The organism is Acidovorax radicis N35, assembly GCF_000204195.1.
Lineage (GTDB): Bacteria > Pseudomonadota > Gammaproteobacteria > Burkholderiales > Burkholderiaceae_C > Acidovorax > Acidovorax radicis.
Genome location: NZ_AFBG01000008.1, coordinates 75,701 through 93,513 on the forward strand (window position 1 = coordinate 75,701; position 17,813 = coordinate 93,513).

Consider the following 17,813-nt stretch of genomic DNA (forward strand, 5'->3'; position numbering starts at 1 on the left):
GCTACAGCTGGCGCGCAGTACGCTGGCCTTGGCGCCGCCCCGCGCTTGGTCCGTCAGGCGCCCGACGCTCCCGCAGGGTCCTGGTGGTTGTAGACAACTTTGGACAGGATGGACATCAGATCGACGCGCTCCTGCGCATTGAGCGGAGCCATCAACCGCTCCTGCACGCGCTGGGCGGCATCACGCATCTGCAGCGCGGCCACTTCGCCCTCCGGAGTGATCCACAGCAGCTTGCGGCGGCGGTCGCCGGTATCAGGCTCTCGGCGAATCCAGCCGCGCTTTTCAAGCCGCCCGATCACCGAGCCCGACGTGGCCGCATCAAACGCCACGCGGGAGGCCAGCGTGACCTGGTCTTCACCGGGCCGGGCCAGCAATTCATGCAGGATGGCGAACTGTACCGGCGTCACGTCAAACCCCGCAGTTTCTTCCATGAAAAGCGCCACGGTTCGCTGGTGGGCACGGCGCACCAGGTGGCCTGGCGTGTTGTGGAAATCGAAGCTCTTTGCCATGGGCGCGAGTGTAGCGCCCCACAGCAGACGGCCCGCGCCCATGGCACACTGCCACACCGAGGCCGCGCCGGGTCCAACCCGGGGTTTTTGCGACACAGTCCATGCCCTGGCATCCGCGCCGTCGGGCAATCATTCATTTCCATTGAACCCAGAAATTCGAGAGGCTGACATGAGCTACGTGTTTTCTCCCGCCCCCGTGGCCAGCGTGCCCGTGGTGGGCAGCGGCGACCGCTTTCCCGTGCACCGCATTTATTGCGTGGGCCGTAACTACGAAGAGCATGCCAAGGAAATGGGCTTCACCGGCCGCGAGCCACCCTTCTTCTTCATGAAGCCCGCCGATGCCATTGTGGTGGTCAACGCGGGCGAAACCGGCCAGCTGCCCTACCCCAGCCTGACGGCCAACCTGCACCACGAGATCGAACTGGTCGTGGCCATCGGCAAGGGTGGCAAAAACATCGCTGCCGCCGATGCGTTCACACACATCTATGGCTACGCAGTGGGCCTGGACATGACGCGCCGCGACCTGCAGAACGACATGAAGAAACAGGGCCGCCCCTGGTGCATCGGCAAGGGCTTTGACGCCAGCGCGCCCATTGGCCCCATCACCCCCGCGGCGCAGGCTGGCGACGTGGCCAAGGCGGCCATCTGGCTGCAGGTCAACGGAGCGGACAAGCAACGCAGCACCGTGGCGCAGCTGATCTGGAACATTGCCGAAACCATCGAGCACCTTTCGGCCGCGTGGGAGCTGCAGCCCGGCGACCTGATCTACACCGGCACCCCCGAAGGCGTGGGCGCGGTGGTGCGCGGCGATGTACTGGAGGGTGGCGTCGAGGGCCTGGGCACGTTGCGGCTGAGCGTGGTGTGACGCCCCCGGCCAGGGCGCCACGCGACCCTGGCCCGGGTGCGCAGCCCCTACACTATGCTTTTCATAGCTGCCAGCGCTTATACGACAAGCGCTGGTAGCCTATTTGACCCAGAAAATCCTCCGATGACCTTCCGCAGCCCTATCAAACACTGCCGCGCCTGTGGCACCGCCGTGGTCTACCGCCTGCCGGACGATGGCGACACCAAGCAGCGCGCGGTGTGCCCCGTCTGCAACACGGTGCACTACGAGAACCCGCTCAACGTGGTGGGCACCGTGCCCGCGCTGCCCGATGGCCGCATCCTGCTGTGCAAGCGCAACATCGAGCCGCGCTGGGGCAAATGGACGCTGCCCGCAGGCTTCATGGAGCTGGACGAAACCACGGCCCAGGGCGCCGCGCGCGAGACCGATGAAGAGGCTGGCGCACAGATTGAAATGGGCCCGCTGTTCAGCCTGCTCAACGTGCGCCGCGTGGGCCAGGTGCACCTGTTCTACCGCGCCACGCTGCTGAGCGACCAGTTCAACCCCGGCTACGAAACCATCGAGGCCCGGCTGTTTACCGAAGACGAGGTACCGTGGGACGAACTCGCGTTTCGCACCGTGAAGGAAACGCTGGAGTGTTACTTTGCCGACCGCAAGGCGGGCACCATGGGTATGCACTTCATTGATATCGAATAGGCCGCGCCATGACTGTCTTCACAGCGCCTGCATCGCCCGCCCCGTCCAGTACACCACCGGACGGCCTGCCCGTCTACCGCCTGCTCACCGGCCCCGACGACGCCAGCTTTTGCCGCCGCGTGAGCGATGCGCTGGCCCTGGGCTATCGCTTGTACGGGTCTCCAGCCGCCACGTTCAATGGCCAGTCCGTGATCGTGGCGCAGGCCATCGTCTGGTCTGGCACGGTGGCCTGACTTCGGCCGTTCAGCAGATCGGCTGTTGCGGCGCCGTGAGCAGCCGCACGCAGATCGTCAAGGCTTGGCGGGTATCACGATGACCGTGCTGCCGTCGCCCGAGGTGCCGGTATTCCCGGTGTTGCCCTTGCTTCCGGTGTTGCCCGTATTGCCCTTGGCACCCGTGGCGCCTGTGTCCCCCTGGTAGCCCGTCGCGCCCTGCATGCCCGTGGCACCGGTGCTGCCCTGCCCGCCAGTGGCCCCTGTGGACCCCATGCTGCCTGTGGCACCGGTGTAGCCCGTGTTGCCCGTGGCTCCTGTGTCACCGGTCTTGCCGGTATATCCCGTGTTGCCGGTATTGCCCTGTGCTCCCGGGGGGCCCATAGGGCCCGTGCAGGCGCCCAGGGTGAGGGTGGCCAGCACAAGCAAGGTGGTGGTAATCGTTTTCATGGTGAGTCCTTTGGCGTTGCATGCAGCCCAACAACGGCTGCATGGACCAATGTGCGGGACGCACCCTGGAGGGTCTGTTCGGTTGCGCGCATAAGGCAGGCGGCGCCCGCACTGTGCAATGACTGGCGACGCCGTCCTACAACGTCGAGGTCTGCTCAAGATCGGCCCGCAGCGCGCAACGTCTCTGTGGCGGCGGTGTGCGGAGGTTCGCCCGCCGCCCACCCGCCGGTTCGGACTTACCCGCCCACCCGCTCCTCGGGCGGCACAGGCGGCCTCGATGAACCGGCTGGGTCTGTCGTCACCGGTGGCAGGCCATCGCTGCCGAGCCGGGGCGGAGTACCAGGCCAGGGTGCCGGAACAGGCGGGGATTGCGGATTGCCCCCGAACAGCCCGCGGATCCAGTCGCGCATGGCGCCCAGCGATCCATCGGCGGGGGGTGGTGGGGCATCCACAAACTCGTCCACAAAACGGTCGTTGCCGTTGATCACCTTGGCACGGATCGCCTGCTGCATGAATTCGCCCACCATGGGCAGCGCACTGCGGGCGCCCTGCCCCCAGTGGTCGCTGCGCAGCGTGATGCGGCCGTCGTTGAAGCCCGCCCAGGCACCGGCCACAACGCGCGCATGCATCAGGATGAACCAGCCATCGGTGTTGTCCTGCGTGGTGCCGGTCTTGCCTGCCACATCGGCCTGGATGCCATAGCGGCTGCGGATCGCGGTGGCCGTGCCCTTGTCGATGGCGCCGCGCATGGCGTTGCGCAGGGTCTGCGCTGCGCGCGGCTCGAAAACTTCTTCAGGGGCTGAGGGGGCAAACGTCTCCAGCACCTTGCCGTGGCGGTCCTCGATGCGGGTGATCAACACCGGCTCCACATAGCGGCCCAGGTTGGCGATGGAGCTGTAGGCCGTCACCATTTCTTTCAGGGTGACCGGGCTGGTGCCCAGCGCCAGGGACGGCACCTCTTCCAGCGGCGACTGGCGCACCCCCAGGGCCCGCGCCACCTCGGCCACACGGGCGGGGCCCACCTGCTGCATGACCTGCGCGGTGATGGTGTTCTTGGAGAACGCCAGGCCATCGCCCAGCGTCATGGGCTGGTCGCTGGGCGCACCCCCATCGGTGGGGCGCCACACGCGGCCCCCGCCAAGGGGGATTTCCACGGCCGCGTCCATCAGCGTGTCGTCGGGCGACGCGCCGCTGGCAAACGCCGCGCCATACACAAAGGGCTTGAACGTGGAGCCGGGCTGGCGCCGCGCCGCCTGCACATGGTCAAACGGGTCTTGCGCAAAATCGCGGCTGCCCACCCAGGCCAGCACGTGGCCGGTGACCGGGTCCTGCGCCAGGAACCCGGCCTGCACGCGTGTCTTCTCGGCGCGCAGCTTTTGCAGGAAGGCGGTGTCATCCAGCAACGCCTGCAACGCTTCTTCGGGGGCCTGGCCCTTGTCCACAGCGGCGCGGTATTCGGCGCTTTCGCGCACCAGTGTCTGCACCAGTTCGCTCTTCGGACCCCAGCCATTGCGCTGGGACCAGGCGGTGTCGGCCACCCCCTGCAGCTGGCGCCCCTGGCGCGCTACCGCCTGGTTGGCGATGGCCTGCAGGCGCGAGTCGATGGTGGTGCGGATCACCAGGCCATCGGAGTACAGGTTGTAGCCGTTGCTGTCGGCCCAGGCGATGAGCTGCTTGCGCAGTTGCATCGCAAAGTGCGGTGCGGGGCCCATGACCTCGGTCTGCCGCTCGAAATTGACGCGCAGCGGACGTTTTTGCAGCGCCTCCAGCTGCTTTTCCTCCAGTTTGCCGCGCTTGACCATTTGCGACAGCACGGTGTTGCGCCGTGCTTGGGCACGCTCGGGGTTGAGCACGGGGTTGTAGTAGGCCGTGCCCTTGAGCATGCCAATCAGCGTGGCGCTTTCCAGCACATTGAGCTTGTCGGCCGATTTGTCGAAATAGGTGCGTGCCGCCATCTCGATGCCGAACGCGTTGTACAGGAACGGCACGGTATTGAGGTAGGTCTCCAGGATCTCGTCCTTGGTGTACGAAACCTCGATCTTGACCGCCGTGATCGCCTCTTTGAGCTTGCGCGTGAGGGCCTGCGGGAAAACGCGCGAGCGCCCGATTTCCTCTGGGAACAGGTTGCGCGCCAGCTGCTGCGTGATGGTGGAGCCGCCCTGTGGGTCGCCGCGCAGCGTGTGCACCACCGACGACGCCGTGCGCCGCCAGTCGAGCCCGAAGTGGTCGTAGAAACGGTGGTCTTCGGTGGCGATGAGCGCATTCACCACGTTGGGTGATATCTGGTTGAGCTCCACCCATTCACGGTTGGCCCAGCGGTATTCGGCCAGCAGCTTGCCGTCCACCGACATGAGCTGCGCGGGCAGCTCGCTCTTGGCCTTGCGGATGTCGCTGATGGAGGGGGTAAACGGGATCAACGCCAGTGTGTACACCAGCACGGTGGCAGGCAGCGCCAGGGCGCCCCACATCAGCGCGCGGCGCAGCGGGCGGGGCATCCAGGCAAACAGGCCGGCCAGCCAGCGGAACAGGGCCGCGGCGCGGGCCTGGAAGGAAAGCAGCAAGGTGCGCATCAAAAACTCAGAGAAAGGGGAGAGTGCCTCAGGCGCCCGTGCCCGACAGCAATGCCAGCATGCCGGCTTCGTCCAGCACGGGCACGCCGAGCTCTTCGGCTTTGGCCAGCTTGCTGCCGGCTTCTTCGCCCGCCACCACATAGCTGGTCTTCTTGCTGACCGAACCGGCCACCTTGGCGCCGGCAGCTTCGAGCATGTCCTTGGCCGCGTCGCGGCTCAAGGTCGGCAGGGTGCCGGTCAGCACCACGGTCTTGCCCGCGAGGATCTGCGGGGCGCGTTCGGCCACAGGGCCTTCGGGCCAGGTCACGCCGCAGGCGCGCAGTTGTTCGACCACCTCGCGGTTGTGCGGCTGCTGGAAGAAGGTGTGCAGGCTCTGTGCCACCACGGGGCCCACATCGTTCACCTCCAGCAACTGCTCCACGCTCGCATCCATGATGGCGTCCAGCGTGCCAAAGTGCCGTGCGAGGTCCTTGGCCGTGGCCTCGCCCACATGGCGCAGCCCCAGGCCGAACAGAAAACGTGGCAAGGTGGTCTGCTTGGATTTTTCGAGCGCCGCCAGCACGTTCTGGGCCGATTTTTCGGCCATGCGCTCCAGCGCGATGAGGGAGGTCAGGCCCAGCCGGTACAGGTCGGGCAGCGTACGGATCACGTTGGCGTCCACCAGCTGGTCCACCAGCTTGTCGCCCAGGCCCTCGATGTCCATGGCGCGGCGCGCGGCAAAGTGCAGGATGGCCTCCTTACGCTGTGCGGCGCAGAACAGGCCACCCGTGCAGCGGTGGTTGGCCTCGCCTTTTTCGCGCACCACGTCGCTGCCGCACACCGGGCAGGCCTTGGGCATCTGGAAGTTGGGCACATAGCCCATGCGGTTGCCAGGCATCACGCCCACCACCTCAGGAATCACATCGCCCGCACGGCGCACGATGACGGTGTCGCCCACGCGCACACCCTTCTTGCGGATCTCGAACAGGTTGTGCAACGTAGCATTGGTAACGGTGACGCCCCCCACAAACACGGGCGCGAGGCGCGCGACCGGCGTGATCTTGCCGGTGCGGCCCACCTGCACATCGATGCCTTCGATCTTCGTGGCCATCTCCTGTGCTGGGTACTTGTGCGCCACGGCCCAGCGCGGCTCGCGGGTCTTGAAACCCAGGTCGCGCTGCAGCTGCAGCGAGTTGACCTTGTAGACCACACCGTCAATGTCGTAGGGCAACGCATCGCGGCTGGCGCCCACCTGCTGGTGAAACGCTACCAATTCCGTAGCGCCTGTCGCAATCTGCACCTGCGCCGCGACCGGAAAACCCCATGATTTGAGGGTCAACAGCATCTCGTAGTGCGTGCGGAACACCGGCCCACCCTCGCCGGGCGGCGTGATGGCGCCCAGGCCATAGGCAAAAAAACTCAAGGGGCGCTGGGCGGTGATGCCGGAGTCGAGCTGGCGCACCGCCCCCGCAGCCGCATTGCGCGGGTTCACAAAGGTCTTGCCGCCCTGCTCCCGCTGGCGCTCATTGAGCGCGTCGAAGTCGGCGCGGCGCATGTAGACCTCGCCGCGTACTTCCAGCAGCGGCGGCACGCCGTCGGGCAAGGTCAGCGGAATCTGCCGGATGGTGCGGATGTTGTGCGTCACGTCCTCGCCCACTTCACCATCACCCCGTGTGGCGGCCTGCACCAGGCGGCCGTTTTCATAGCGCAGGCTCATGGCCAGGCCATCGAACTTGGGCTCGGCCACGTATTCAATGGCGGGGTCAGCGTCGGTCAGGCCCAGCTCGCGCCGCACGCGGGCATCAAACGCCTGCGCGCCCGTGGCCTCGGTGTCGGTCTCGGTGTGGATGCTGAGCATGGGCACCGCGTGGCGCACCGAGGCCAAGCCCTCCATCACCGCGCCAATCACGCGCTGCGTGGGTGAATCGGGGGTAACCAGATCAGGGTGCGCGGCCTCCAGCCCCTGCAGTTCGCGGAACACGCGGTCGTATTCAGCGTCGGGCACCGTGGGTTCGTCCAGCACGTAGTACTGGTGCGCCCACTGGTTGAGCTGGTCGCGCAGCGCTTTGATTTTGATAGCCGGTTGCGCTTGATCTGCGGGCGCTGGGGCCGAAAAAAGATCTGATTGTTCAGTCATGGTGGCCCAAGCTGGGATTCTTTTTGACAAACCCCAGTTCCCTGCCGCCCGCGAAGCCTACGGATTCATAGAGCCTGTGGGCATCCGCGCGCTGCGCACCCGACAGCAGGAAAACCTTGCAGCAGTTCAGGGCCCAGGCTGCGTCCAGCGCGAACTCCAGCGCTGCCCGGGCCAGTCCCTGGCGTCGGAAGCGCCCACCCGTGATGACATGCTCGACGACACCAATAGGCATCCCGGCGCTGGCGAAATTGGGCAGGAGCACCAGCATGCAGGTCGCGCCGACCTCGCCATGCCACAGCGCCACCACCAGCCGCACGGTAGGGGACTGCAGCACGGCGCGAAAGTTGTCCAGCGATGCATCGTCGCCCAGCACAGGGTCCTGGGGCCGCAATTCGCGGTACAGCGCCCTGACGGCGCTGTGATCGACCTCATGCGCCAGCCGTACCAGCGTTGCGCTCATGCGGAGGCCTAGCTAAAAAGCCGGCGCGCCAGCACCGATCCCGCCGACAGATCGCGTCCGTCGAGCTGGTCGTACAGCAGCTCCAGGTCCGCAGCAATGGGGTCCATGGCCATCGTGGGCAGCGGCTGGCCGTTCTGGTCGCAGAGCACCCCGTCCATCGCGTCGCACAGCGCGGCCCCTACGTCGCGCAGGCGCGCAAAAGGCTGTTCGGTGCGGTGCACCTGGGCCACGTCCAGGCTCAGGGTGATGTCGCGGATGGCGGACTGGTCGGGGTCTTCGGCCAGCGCAGCCTGGGTGTCGTAGCCCAGCGTGAGCAGCGGTGGCAGGCCCTGTGCGCTGGCGGGCAGTACCAGGCGGCCTGGCATGGCACCGGGCACAAAACCCAAGCGGGCGGCGTTCTGCTGCACGTAGCCGGGGCTCCAGGCGGCCTGGCGGGCGCGCAGCATGAACATCAGCTGAGCGTCGTGGTCGCTGGCGAACTGGTCCAGCTCACGCGCTCGGGCCACTTCCTGCAGCATGTCGGGGAAGTCGGGCGCGGCGTTCACGGTGTCGGCAAAGGCCTGGGCCTTGACGACAAACTCCGAAAACTCGATCTCGTTGAGCGCCCCCATGCGGTTGGCCAGTTGCACGCCGGCCTGAAAGCTCTGATAGCGCTGGCCAGGTGCAGGGGTTTCCCACTGCTGGGTCGCTTCGTTGAGCCCTTCGATGGCAAACGGCTTGCTGCCTGCGCGGCGCGTGGGCGGCAGCGCAGCCAGGGCAGCGTCGCCCGAGACCACATGCTCAGGCTGCAGTGATGCAATCACATCAATGAGCGGATCGAGCCCGGGGCGGCGCTCCAGCGAGAACGGCGGCACGGGCAGCTGCAGGGCATCGCCCGGGTCCACGGCGTGCTCCGAGGGATCGGGGCCACGGTCCAGGCCGTGGTATTCACCCGGCGGCACGGCGACGGTAGCCCCCGCGTCGAAGCCGGGCTCCTGGCGCTGGGCCGGTTCACCGGCAGGGTCCACGGGGTCTTGCGGCAGGGCGCGCTTGGGCGCATTGCGGCGCGAGGTCCAGGTGTTGTAGGCCACGATGAGGGCCAGCACCAGACCGCCGATGATGGCCAGACTCAGTTGCAATGTGCTCATGGTTGGGTGGGTTGTTTCAAGCGTCTGCCATGGAGAGGGCCGATTCCATATCGACGGCCACGATGCGCGACACGCCCTGCTCCTGCATGGTCACGCCGATCAGTTGCTCGGCCATTTCCATCGCGATCTTGTTGTGGCTGATGAACAAGAACTGCGTGCCCTTGCTCATGCTGGAGACCAGCTTGGCGTAGCGCTCGGTGTTGGCGTCGTCCAGCGGCGCATCCACCTCGTCCAGCAGGCAGAACGGCGCGGGGTTGAGCTGGAAGATGGCAAACACCAGCGCAATCGCCGTGAGGGCTTTTTCGCCACCCGACAGCAGGTGGATGGTCTGGTTCTTCTTGCCGGGCGGCTGGGCCATCACCTGCACGCCGGAGTCGAGGATTTCGTCGCCGGTGATGATCAACTTGGCCTGCCCACCGCCAAACAGCTCGGGGAACATGCGCCCAAAATGCCCGTTGACGGTGTCGAAGGTGCCCGAGAGCAGCTGGCGTGTTTCACCGTCGATCTTGCGGATCGCGTCTTCCAGCGTGTTCATGGCCTCGGTCAGGTCGGCCGTCTGTGCGTCCAGGAAAATCTTGCGCTCGCTGGCCAGCTTGAGTTCGTCCAGCGCGGCCAGATTGACGGCGCCCAGGGCGGCGATTTCACGGTGCAGGCGGTCGATTTCGCTTTGCAGGCCGGTCACGCGCACGTTGCCGTCGGTGATCGACTGGGCCACGGCCTCCAGATCCGCCTGCGCGTCTGCCAGCAAGGTGGTGTACTGCTCCAGGCCCAGGCGCGCGGCCTGTTCCTTGAGCTGGAATTCGGTGATGCGGGCGCGCAGCGGGTCCAGCGCGCGTTCGAGCTGCATGCGGCGTTCATCGCTGGCCCGCAGCTTGGTGGTGAGGTCGTCGTATTCGCTTCGCTGGGCGCCAAGCGCTTTTTCGCGCTCCATTTTCACTTCCAGTGCGGCCTGCAGGCCGCCTTGCGCGGCCGCATCCGACAGGCGGGCAAGCTCATCGCGCGCGCGCTGCTCTTCGTCGGCCAAGGCCTTGGCCTGCTGGGTGGCAGTTTCGATGGAGCGGTTGAGTTCGGCGCGGCGCGCCTCCAGGCTGCGTTGCGAGAAGGTGGCCTCTTGCGCCTGGCGCTCCAGCGTGCGCTGCTGCTCGCGGCAAGCGGTGAGCTTGCGCTCGGCTTCGATGACCTTGTCGCCCAGCTGGGCCTCGCGCTCCTGGCTGTCGGCCAGTTGCATGTCCAGTTCTTCAAAGCGCGCTTCGGCCGCCACGCGGCGTTCCTGCAGATCGGCCAACTGGGCCTCCACCTCGGCCAGGTCGCCGTCGATTTGCTGGCTGCGCGCGCGGGTCTGTTCGGCCAACTGCGTGAGGCGCAGGGTTTCGACCTGCAGCTCGTGGGCACGGCTCTGGGTTTCGGTGGCTTCGCGGCGGGCGGCCACCAAGCGCTGGGAGGCATCGGCATACGCGGCCTCGGCGCGGACCAGGGCGGTGCGCGATTCTTCGGCGATCAGTGCCTGCGCGCGCAATTCTTTTTCGAGGTGCTCGATCTCCTGCGCGCGGGCCAGCATGCCGGACTGCTCGGAGTCCTGCGCGTAAAAGCTCACGCTGTGGGCGCTGACCGCATGGCCGGTAGGAACAAACACCACCTCCCCGGGTTGCAGCGTGCTGCGGCGGGCCAGGGCGTCGTCCAGCGTGGGGGCGGTGTAGCAGCCTTGCAGCCAGTCCACCATCACGGCACGCAGGCCGGCATCGTTCAGGCGCAGCAGGTCGGACAAGCGGGCATGGGGTGACGATGGCTCGGGGTGGCCTGCTGCGGGGGCGCTGTAGAAGGCCAGCCGAGCTGGGGGCGCATCGTTGCCGCCGGAGCCGAGGAAGCCACGCACCATGTCCAGGCGCCCTACTTCCAGCGCGGCCAGTCGCTCGCGCAATGCAGCTTCCAGCGCGTTTTCCCAGCCGGGTTCGATGTGGATGCGGCTCCACAGACCTTGCAGGCCGTCGAGGCCATGTTTGGCCAGCCAGGGACGCAGCTTGCCGTCGGTCTTGACCTTTTCCTGCAGCGCCTTCAGGGCCTCCATGCGCGCCGACAGGTCGGCCTGGCGGGCACTTTCGGTGTTGACGGCCTGCTGGCGGGTGCGGCGGTCGTCGTCGAGCTGGGGCACGGACTCCTGCAGTTCGTGCAGTCGGGCTTCGGTGGTCTCGGCAATCTCTTGCGCTTCTTCGAGCTGCTCACGCAGGTTCGTCAGGCGGGCTTCATCGGGCGCGGCCAGCGCATTGCGGTCGGTGCGCAGGCGCTCGAAGCGGCTGTCGAGCTGGCGGCTTTGTTCGTCGATGCTGCGCTGCTCGGCGGCCAGCACGCCAATCTGCTGCTGCACCTGCACCACGCTGCTGCGCTGCTCGGCCGTGCGGCTTTGGGCCTGGCGCAGGGCTTCTTCCAGGTCGGGCAGCTGCATGGCCTGCTCTTCGACCTGGGCGGCCAGCATCTCGGCGCGTTCTTCGGCGTCCACGCCGGCACCGGCCAGGTTTTCGAGCTCGATGTCAGCCTCTTCCTTGCGGGCCTGCCACTGGGCGATCTGCTCGGCCAGCGTGACCAGGCGCTGCTCCACGCGCTGGCGGCCTTCGATCACGTAGCGGATCTCGGCTTCGAGCTTGCCGACCTCGGCCGTGGCTTCATAAAGCTTGCCCTGGGCCTGGTTCACCTGGTCGCCCGCCGCATAGTGGGCCTGCCGGATGGTTTCGAGATCGGACTCGACGGCGCGCAGGTCGGCCATGCGCGATTCAAGGTCGTTGACGGCTTGCAGGCCGTCCAGGCGCACCTTGTTCTGCTGCTCTTCGGCCTCGGCGCGCTTCAAAAACCACTGCTGGTACTGCTTGAGCGTGGCGTCGGCCTGCAGCGTGTTGTATTTGGCGGCCACCTCGGCCTGCTTTTCGAGTTTTTCGAGGTTGGCGTTCAGCTCGCGCAGGATGTCTTCGACCCGCGTGAGGTTCTCGCGCGTGTCCGAAAGGCGGTTTTCCGTCTCGCGGCGGCGCTCTTTGTACTTGGAGACACCGGCGGCCTCTTCGAGAAACAGGCGCAGCTCTTCGGGGCGCGATTCGATGATGCGGCTGATGGTGCCCTGGCCGATGATGGCGTAGGCCCGCGGCCCCAGGCCCGTACCCAGGAACACGTCCTGCACGTCACGGCGGCGCACCGGCTGATTGTTCAGGTAGTAGCTGCTGGTGCCGTCGCGCGTAAGCACGCGGCGCACCGCGACCTCGCCGTACTGGCCCCACTGGCCGCCGGCGCGGTGGTCGGAGTTGTCGAACACCAGCTCCACACTGGCGCGGCTCGCCTGCTTGCGCGTGGTGGTGCCGCTGAAGATCACGTCCTGCATGGACTCGCCGCGCAGCTCGCTGGCCTTGCTCTCACCCAGCACCCAGCGCACCGCGTCCATGATGTTGGACTTGCCGCAGCCGTTCGGCCCCACAACGCCCACCAGTTGCCCGGGCAGCATGAAGTTGGTGGGTTCAGCGAACGACTTGAATCCGGAAAGCTTGATCGAGGTGAGACGCACGGGTCAGGGGGCGGGCAAAAATAGGATGGAGGCAGGGATGCAAAGTGGCGCCGGATGGACGTTCCGGGCCGGAACACGCAGGTCGCACAAGGGCGGAATGATACCGCGCCGCCTGACAGCCACCGGTCCTCGGCGGCACGGTAGCGCCCCACAGCCAGGGCACAACGGAAACATTTGGAAAAAATGGGGGCTTCCGCTTATCCAGCAACGATTCATTGCTACCAATATTGATACTCCCCGCAGTACCAGCAAGGCCCCGGGGCCGGATTGGAGCAGCGTTCCCGGGCTACGCGTCCTGTGCGTCTTGCGCGTCCACCCCATTGGTTTTGCGCACCAGCGCCTCGAACTCCGCCACCGGCACGGGCGGGCTGAAGAGGTAACCCTGCCAGGCGTGGCAGTTGTGGCGCTCCAGAAACTCGCGCTGGGCCTCGGTTTCCACCCCTTCGGCAATCACGCGCAGGCCCAGGCTGGTGCCCAGCGCCACCACGGTGCGGGCGATGGCGGCGTCGTTGGGGTCGGTAAGCACGTCGCGCACGAAGCTCTGGTCGATCTTGAGCTGGTCCAGCGGCAGGCGCTTGAGATAGGCCAGCGACGAATATCCAGTACCAAAGTCGTCCAGCGAGAAGCCCACGCCATACCCTTTGAGCTGGCCCATCTTCTCGATCGTGTCCTCCACGTCCTGCAGCAGCAGGCCTTCGGTCATCTCCAGCTTGAGCTGGGGCCCCTGCGCCCCCGAGCTGGCCAGTGCCGCCAGCACCTGGGCCACAAAACCGCTCTGGTGGAACTGGCGCGGGCTCACGTTCACGGCCATGCCCAGCACCGCCAGGTCGGGGTGTTGCGCCCAACGCGCCAACTGTGCGCAGGCCGCCTGGAGCACCCATTCACCCAGCGGAAGGATGAGGCCGGTCTCCTCCGCCAGCGGGATGAAATGTGCGGGCGAGACAAACCCATCGCGCGGGTGGCGCCAGCGCAGCAATGCCTCGGCCCCGGTGATGCGGCCCCGGTCGATCTGTGGCTGGTAGTACAGCTCGAACTGGCCCTGCGCCAGGCCAATGCGCATGTCCAGTTCCAGTGCGGCGCGCGCGCTGACGGCCGCCTGCATCTGGGGGTCGTAAAAGCGCAAGGTGTCACGGCCCGCATTCTTGGCCTGGTAGAGGGCCAGGTCGGCCCGCTTGAGCAGCTCGTCCACCGTCTCGCGCATCCCGCTGAAAATGGTGACCCCCATGCTCAGCGAGCTGTGGTGCGCGGCGCCGTTGAGCAGGTAAGGCTCCCGCAGTGCGGTCAGGATGCGCTGGCCGACTTCTTCGCTGCGGGCTGCGGCATCCTCCGGGTTGTCACCCAGGTCTTCCAGCACCACCACAAACTCATCGCCCCCCTGGCGGGCCACGGTGTCGTCTTCGTGCACACAGCTGCGCAGCCGGTGCGCCACCTGCAGCAGCAGGTTGTCGCCGCTGTCATGGCCCCGGGTTTCGTTGAGTGTCTTGAAATTGTCCAGATCCAGCAGCAGCAAGGCGCCGCTGCGCTGGTGGCGGGCACTCGTGGCCAGCGCCTGTTGCAGGCGGTCCATGAGCAGGCGGCGGTTGGGCAGGCGGGTGAGCGGGTCGTAGTAGGCCAGGTAGTTGATCTCTTCCTCGGCCGCCTTGCGCTGGCTCAGGTCCTGCATGGTCACAAGGTGCCCGCCCTCCACCACCACGCCGGACACCTCGACCGGGCGCCGCGTGCCATCGGCGCAGCGGATGGTGTATTCGCTGGCGGCTATCACCCCGTCGCCCGCCAGCGCCTGCTGTGCGGCCCTGCGCCAGGCCCCGTGGACAGCGGTGCGTTCGGCTTCGTCGGGGTAAGCGCGCTGCCACCAGGTTTCCACGTCCGGCACGTCTTCCGCCGTGTAGCCACAGATCTGGACATAACGCGCGTTGCGAAAACTGATGCGCCCGTCGGGCTGGACCAGGCACAGCCCCATGGGCAGGTGCTCCAGGATGCCGCGCAGCCGGTGCTCGTTGCTGCGCAGGGTGTCTTCCATGCGCTTGCGCGCCGTGATGTCCTGCACCACCGCGATGTGGTGGTCGGGCTTGGCCCCCGGCACCCACATGGGCGACACCGTGAGGTCTACCCACACCACTTGCCCGTTCTTGTGGAGGTAGCGCTTTTCCAGCCGGTATTCGGGCACATCCCCCTTCTTCAGGCGCTCCAGATGCTGCGCGTCTGTCTCCAGGTCGTCTGGGTGGATGAGGGCCTGGACCTGGAGCGCCCGCATTTCCTCGGGGCTGTAGCCCACGATGTCGCAATAGCGCTGGTTGGCGCGCAGAAATTGGCCGGTGGAGGTATCGAGCAGCGCCACGCCCACGCTGGCCTGGTTGAACAGGGCATGAAAGCGCTCTTCACTCTCGTGCCGGGCTTCGTCGGACGCCTGGGCCCGCGCAAGGGCCAGCGTGCGCTGGCGCATCAGCAGGCCCACGGTAGATGCCAGCAGCAGCGAGACCAGGGCGCCGCCCAGGCCGACCAGCACGGGCAGCCGCGCCTCGGACGGCGACAGGAACGAGCGCGAAGGGTGGAAGGTGAGGCGCCAGCGCCGGTCATGCACCTGCAACTCGCGCACAAAGGGCGGCGCGCCCGGAAGCGCCGCCGAGGACTGCGCGAGCAAGGGCCGCACCGTGGTGTCGGTGGAGCCCGCCCGGACCGAGCCGTAGTCTTCCATGGACACCACAATCCCATTGAGCAGCCCCTGGCTGCCCAGCGCCTGCACCAGGTCGAACACCCGGATGGTCGATGCCACGGCACCGATGAAACGCGGCTCTGGCGTGCCCGCCGTGTAATCAAACACCGGCACGCGGATCACGAAACCGGGGCGGTGGGTTTCCTCCTGCAGCAAATCGAACGGTGCCGAGGCCACCGTGTGGCCACTGTCCCGGCTGTACTGCATGGCGGCCAGGTTGGTGGGCTGGGCGCTGATGTCCAGGCCCAGCACACTTTCGTTGCCGGCCATGGGCCACAGGTATTCCGCCACAAAATACTCAGCCCGCTCGCCCGGCGGCCGGATGGCAAAGTTGGGGTAGCCCTGGGTCGTCAGCGATGTGTCGGCGCGCACGCGGGTTTCATAGGCCGCCCGTTCGGCCCCGGGCACCCAGCGGGTGAACGACAGATTGCGCACACCGGGATACCGCTGGCCCACCTCAAGGTCGCTGGCTGCACGCTCAAACTCCAGGCGCGTGAGGTGGGGATTGGCTGTGAACAGGCCACGCAGGCCGTTGACGACTTCGGTATGACCTTCGATGCGCTGGCTCAGCGCATCGGCAAACGCGCGCGCCTCCTGCATGAACCGCGCCCGTCCGACCTGGGCCACGGAATCGGCCTGCTGCCATGCCAGCCAGAGGCTCATCGTCACCCCGAGCACGGCCACGCTCAATCCGGCCATCCAGTGCCGGTATCGACCGTTTTGCGTCAGAGGGGCCATGGCGTGGGGCGGGTTGGCATTCGGTATCAGAACAGAGCCTGGGCAGTGGTACTGGCGTTATGGGTATACGCGGCGGCAGCCGCACCAGGGCGCCGGGCAAAACGCAGGATAGCGGCAATCCGCCAGGCTTTGGAGCAACCTTCGGCATAACAACTGGTTACCAACCAGTTATTTGGTGGAAAGTGCCGTCAGCGCAACAGCCCCATGCGTCTTCAGCTATGAATTGATGAGTGATTTTTATAGTCTGGGTCAAGACGGCCTCGGTGCGTGGCTCACGGCCACCGGATACGGCGCGAACCGGCTGCGGTTCTCGTTCACATCCAGCGCCCGCCCGATGGGCGGGAAGGCTCGCTGCGGGCAGGCGTCCCGCTCGCACACCTTGCAGCCCATGCCAATCGGCACGGCGGCCTCGGGGTTGGCCAGGTCCAGCCCACGGGAATACACCAGCTGCGGTGCATGCCGGATGTCGCAGCCCAGTGCCACCGAGAACTCCTTGCCGGGCACGCCCCACCCGCCCCCGCTGCGCGACACCGCGCGGGCCACCCACAGGTAGGCGCGGCCATCGGGCATGCGCGCCACCTGCGGCACGGTGCGGCCTGGCTGGGCGAAGGCCTCGTACACATTCCAAAGTGGGCAGGTGCCGCCGATCTTGCTGAAGTGAAAGTGCGTGGCCGACTGCCGCTTGCTGATGTTGCCCGCGCGGTCCACGCGGATGAAGAAGAACGGCACGCCGCGCGCGTTGGGGCGTTGCAAGGTGGACAGGCGGTGGCACACCGTCTCGAAGCCCACGCCAAACTGGTGGCCCAGCCGGTCGATGTCGTAGCGCGCCGCTTCGGCCGCCCGCAAAAAGGCCGTGTAGGGCAGCACCAGCGCCCCCGCAAAGTAGTTGGCCAGGCCAATGCGTGCCAGCGCCCGGGCCTGGTCGCTCGACAGCGCGGCGCCGTCGGCAATGCGCTGCAGCGCGTCACCCTGCTCCAGAAACGCCAGCTGCGTCGCCATCTGGAAGGCACGCTGCCCCCGTTCGAGACCGGCCGCCAGTTGCAGCACCCCCGTGTCGGCATGGAATACGCGCTGCGCCTGCCCTGGCAGTTCGGTCACGTCCACCACACGCACTCCGTGGGCCACGAGCAGGCGTTGGGCCAGCGCCTCATCGGCCCGGCCGGGCAGCAGGCCCCAGTCGGCGGCGCATCGTTCGGCCGCGTCGTCCAGCTCGGCAATGTGGTTCTGGCGCGCAAAGAAGAAGTCGCGCACCTCTTCATAGGCCATGGGCGGGTGGCTGGGCAGTGGGGCCACCCCACTGCGGTCGTCACCCAGGCTGCCCAGCGCCTCTAGCCGTTCCAGCACCTGGCGGTGCCGCTGGTGCAACGCTAACAGCGTGCGCGCCACAGCGGGCATGCCGGCGGCCAGCTCTCGGATCTCGGCCAGGGACACGGCATCGCCCGCGCCCTCCCTGCCCACACCGGCAGGCAGGTCCGCCAGCACCTCGCGCAGGCCGGTGATGAGGCGCGCCTCGTCGTCGTCCGAAAAGCGCTGCACGTCCACACCGAACACAGCATTGATCTTGAGCAGCACAGGCACCGTGAGTGGGCGCTGGTTCTGCTCCAGCTGGTTGAGGTAGCTGGCCGACAGGTCCAGCGCCCGGGCCAGCGCCACCTGGGTCATGCCGCGCTCTTCGCGCAGGCGGCGCAGGCGCACACCCATGAAGGTTTTTTTCATTCCATCTTTCTCAGTGGTGCTTGGTAGCACCTTCACCATCATTCGCAATATTTGCAAATTGACGGTTTTGCATTCGCAATCATTCGCCAATTCAGGACTTACAGAGGGATGCCATTGTGCG

At 66.7% G+C, this 17,813-nt stretch carries 12 protein-coding genes; 3 read left to right on the top strand and 9 right to left on the bottom strand.

The genetic code is table 11. The features are described 5' to 3' along the window. Window positions 1–53: 53 nt before the first annotated feature. Window positions 54–509 carry a MarR family winged helix-turn-helix transcriptional regulator gene (locus ARADN35_RS0103285; protein WP_029413102.1) on the bottom strand — a complete coding sequence of 152 codons (456 nt, stop codon included), beginning with the start codon at window positions 507–509 and terminating at the stop codon, window positions 54–56. A gap of 169 nt (window positions 510–678) precedes the next feature. Here ARADN35_RS0103285 and ARADN35_RS0103290 point away from each other — a divergent pair, with 169 nt between their 5' ends. The 3 genes from ARADN35_RS0103290 to ARADN35_RS0103300 all read left to right on the top strand — a co-directional run bounded on the left by ARADN35_RS0103290 (window position 679) and on the right by ARADN35_RS0103300 (window position 2,282). Further along, window positions 679–1,374: a fumarylacetoacetate hydrolase family protein gene (locus ARADN35_RS0103290; protein ID WP_010458932.1), complete on the top strand. Its 696-nt coding sequence runs from the start codon at window positions 679–681 to the stop codon at window positions 1,372–1,374. 123 nt (window positions 1,375–1,497) lie between these two features. Next, a complete protein-coding gene (locus ARADN35_RS0103295; protein WP_010458934.1) occupies window positions 1,498–2,049 on the top strand; it encodes an NUDIX hydrolase in 552 nt (183 codons plus the stop codon). Window positions 2,050–2,057: 8 nt separating this feature from the next. Continuing rightward, window positions 2,058–2,282, top strand: coding sequence for a DUF1737 domain-containing protein (locus ARADN35_RS0103300; protein WP_010458935.1), 225 nt, complete (start codon window positions 2,058–2,060; stop codon window positions 2,280–2,282). Between the two features lie 57 nt (window positions 2,283–2,339). Here ARADN35_RS0103300 and ARADN35_RS0103305 read toward each other — a convergent pair whose 3' ends face one another. The 8 genes from ARADN35_RS0103305 to ARADN35_RS0103340 all read right to left on the bottom strand — a co-directional run bounded on the left by ARADN35_RS0103305 (window position 2,340) and on the right by ARADN35_RS0103340 (window position 17,692). Beyond that, window positions 2,340–2,711 (bottom strand): collagen-like domain-containing protein, encoded by a 372-nt coding sequence (locus ARADN35_RS0103305; RefSeq protein WP_010458936.1) that lies wholly within the window; start codon window positions 2,709–2,711, stop codon window positions 2,340–2,342. 236 nt (window positions 2,712–2,947) lie between these two features. After that, window positions 2,948–5,281 (bottom strand): penicillin-binding protein 1A, encoded by a 2,334-nt coding sequence (locus tag ARADN35_RS0103310; RefSeq protein WP_010458937.1) that lies wholly within the window; start codon window positions 5,279–5,281, stop codon window positions 2,948–2,950. Window positions 5,282–5,309: 28 nt separating this feature from the next. Next, a complete protein-coding gene (gene ligA / locus ARADN35_RS0103315; RefSeq protein ID WP_010458938.1) occupies window positions 5,310–7,397 on the bottom strand; it encodes an NAD-dependent DNA ligase LigA in 2,088 nt (695 codons plus the stop codon). Continuing rightward, the gene (locus ARADN35_RS0103320; protein ID WP_010458940.1) at window positions 7,390–7,857 is read right to left on the bottom strand and encodes a GNAT family N-acetyltransferase; all 468 of its coding nucleotides are present in this window, start codon (window positions 7,855–7,857) and stop codon (window positions 7,390–7,392) included. The genes ligA and ARADN35_RS0103320 overlap by 8 nt, the downstream gene beginning before the upstream one ends. Window positions 7,858–7,865: 8 nt before the next feature. Next, complete coding sequence (locus ARADN35_RS0103325; RefSeq protein WP_010458942.1) at window positions 7,866–8,984, bottom strand: cell division protein FtsZ; 1,119 nt, start codon at window positions 8,982–8,984, stop codon at window positions 7,866–7,868. 16 nt (window positions 8,985–9,000) lie between these two features. Then, complete coding sequence (gene smc, locus ARADN35_RS0103330; RefSeq protein ID WP_010458943.1) at window positions 9,001–12,525, bottom strand: chromosome segregation protein SMC; 3,525 nt, start codon at window positions 12,523–12,525, stop codon at window positions 9,001–9,003. A gap of 286 nt (window positions 12,526–12,811) precedes the next feature. Further along, entirely contained in the window at window positions 12,812–15,976 is a 3,165-nt protein-coding gene (locus ARADN35_RS0103335) for a bifunctional diguanylate cyclase/phosphodiesterase (RefSeq protein WP_035198023.1), read from the bottom strand. Between the two features lie 249 nt (window positions 15,977–16,225). Continuing rightward, window positions 16,226–17,692 (bottom strand): short-chain fatty acyl-CoA regulator family protein, encoded by a 1,467-nt coding sequence (locus ARADN35_RS0103340; protein WP_010458947.1) that lies wholly within the window; start codon window positions 17,690–17,692, stop codon window positions 16,226–16,228. Window positions 17,693–17,813: the final 121 nt, after the last annotated feature.

Excerpts from the sequence above, each read along its gene's own strand:
- ARADN35_RS0103295 (WP_010458934.1), top strand. The coding sequence starts at position 1,498 with ATGACCTTCCGCAGCCCTATCAAACACTGCCGCGCCTGTGGCACCGCC.
- ARADN35_RS0103285 (WP_029413102.1), bottom strand. The coding sequence starts at position 509 with ATGGCAAAGAGCTTCGATTTCCACAACACGCCAGGCCACCTGGTGCGC.
- ARADN35_RS0103325 (WP_010458942.1), bottom strand. The coding sequence starts at position 8,984 with ATGAGCACATTGCAACTGAGTCTGGCCATCATCGGCGGTCTGGTGCTG.
- ARADN35_RS0103290 (WP_010458932.1), top strand. The coding sequence starts at position 679 with ATGAGCTACGTGTTTTCTCCCGCCCCCGTGGCCAGCGTGCCCGTGGTG.
- ARADN35_RS0103310 (WP_010458937.1), bottom strand. The coding sequence starts at position 5,281 with ATGCGCACCTTGCTGCTTTCCTTCCAGGCCCGCGCCGCGGCCCTGTTC.
- ARADN35_RS0103340 (WP_010458947.1), bottom strand. The coding sequence starts at position 17,692 with ATGAAAAAAACCTTCATGGGTGTGCGCCTGCGCCGCCTGCGCGAAGAG.
- ARADN35_RS0103305 (WP_010458936.1), bottom strand. The coding sequence starts at position 2,711 with ATGAAAACGATTACCACCACCTTGCTTGTGCTGGCCACCCTCACCCTG.
- ligA (WP_010458938.1), bottom strand. The coding sequence starts at position 7,397 with ATGACTGAACAATCAGATCTTTTTTCGGCCCCAGCGCCCGCAGATCAA.
- ARADN35_RS0103300 (WP_010458935.1), top strand. The coding sequence starts at position 2,058 with ATGACTGTCTTCACAGCGCCTGCATCGCCCGCCCCGTCCAGTACACCA.
- ARADN35_RS0103335 (WP_035198023.1), bottom strand. The coding sequence starts at position 15,976 with ATGGCCCCTCTGACGCAAAACGGTCGATACCGGCACTGGATGGCCGGA.
- ARADN35_RS0103320 (WP_010458940.1), bottom strand. The coding sequence starts at position 7,857 with ATGAGCGCAACGCTGGTACGGCTGGCGCATGAGGTCGATCACAGCGCC.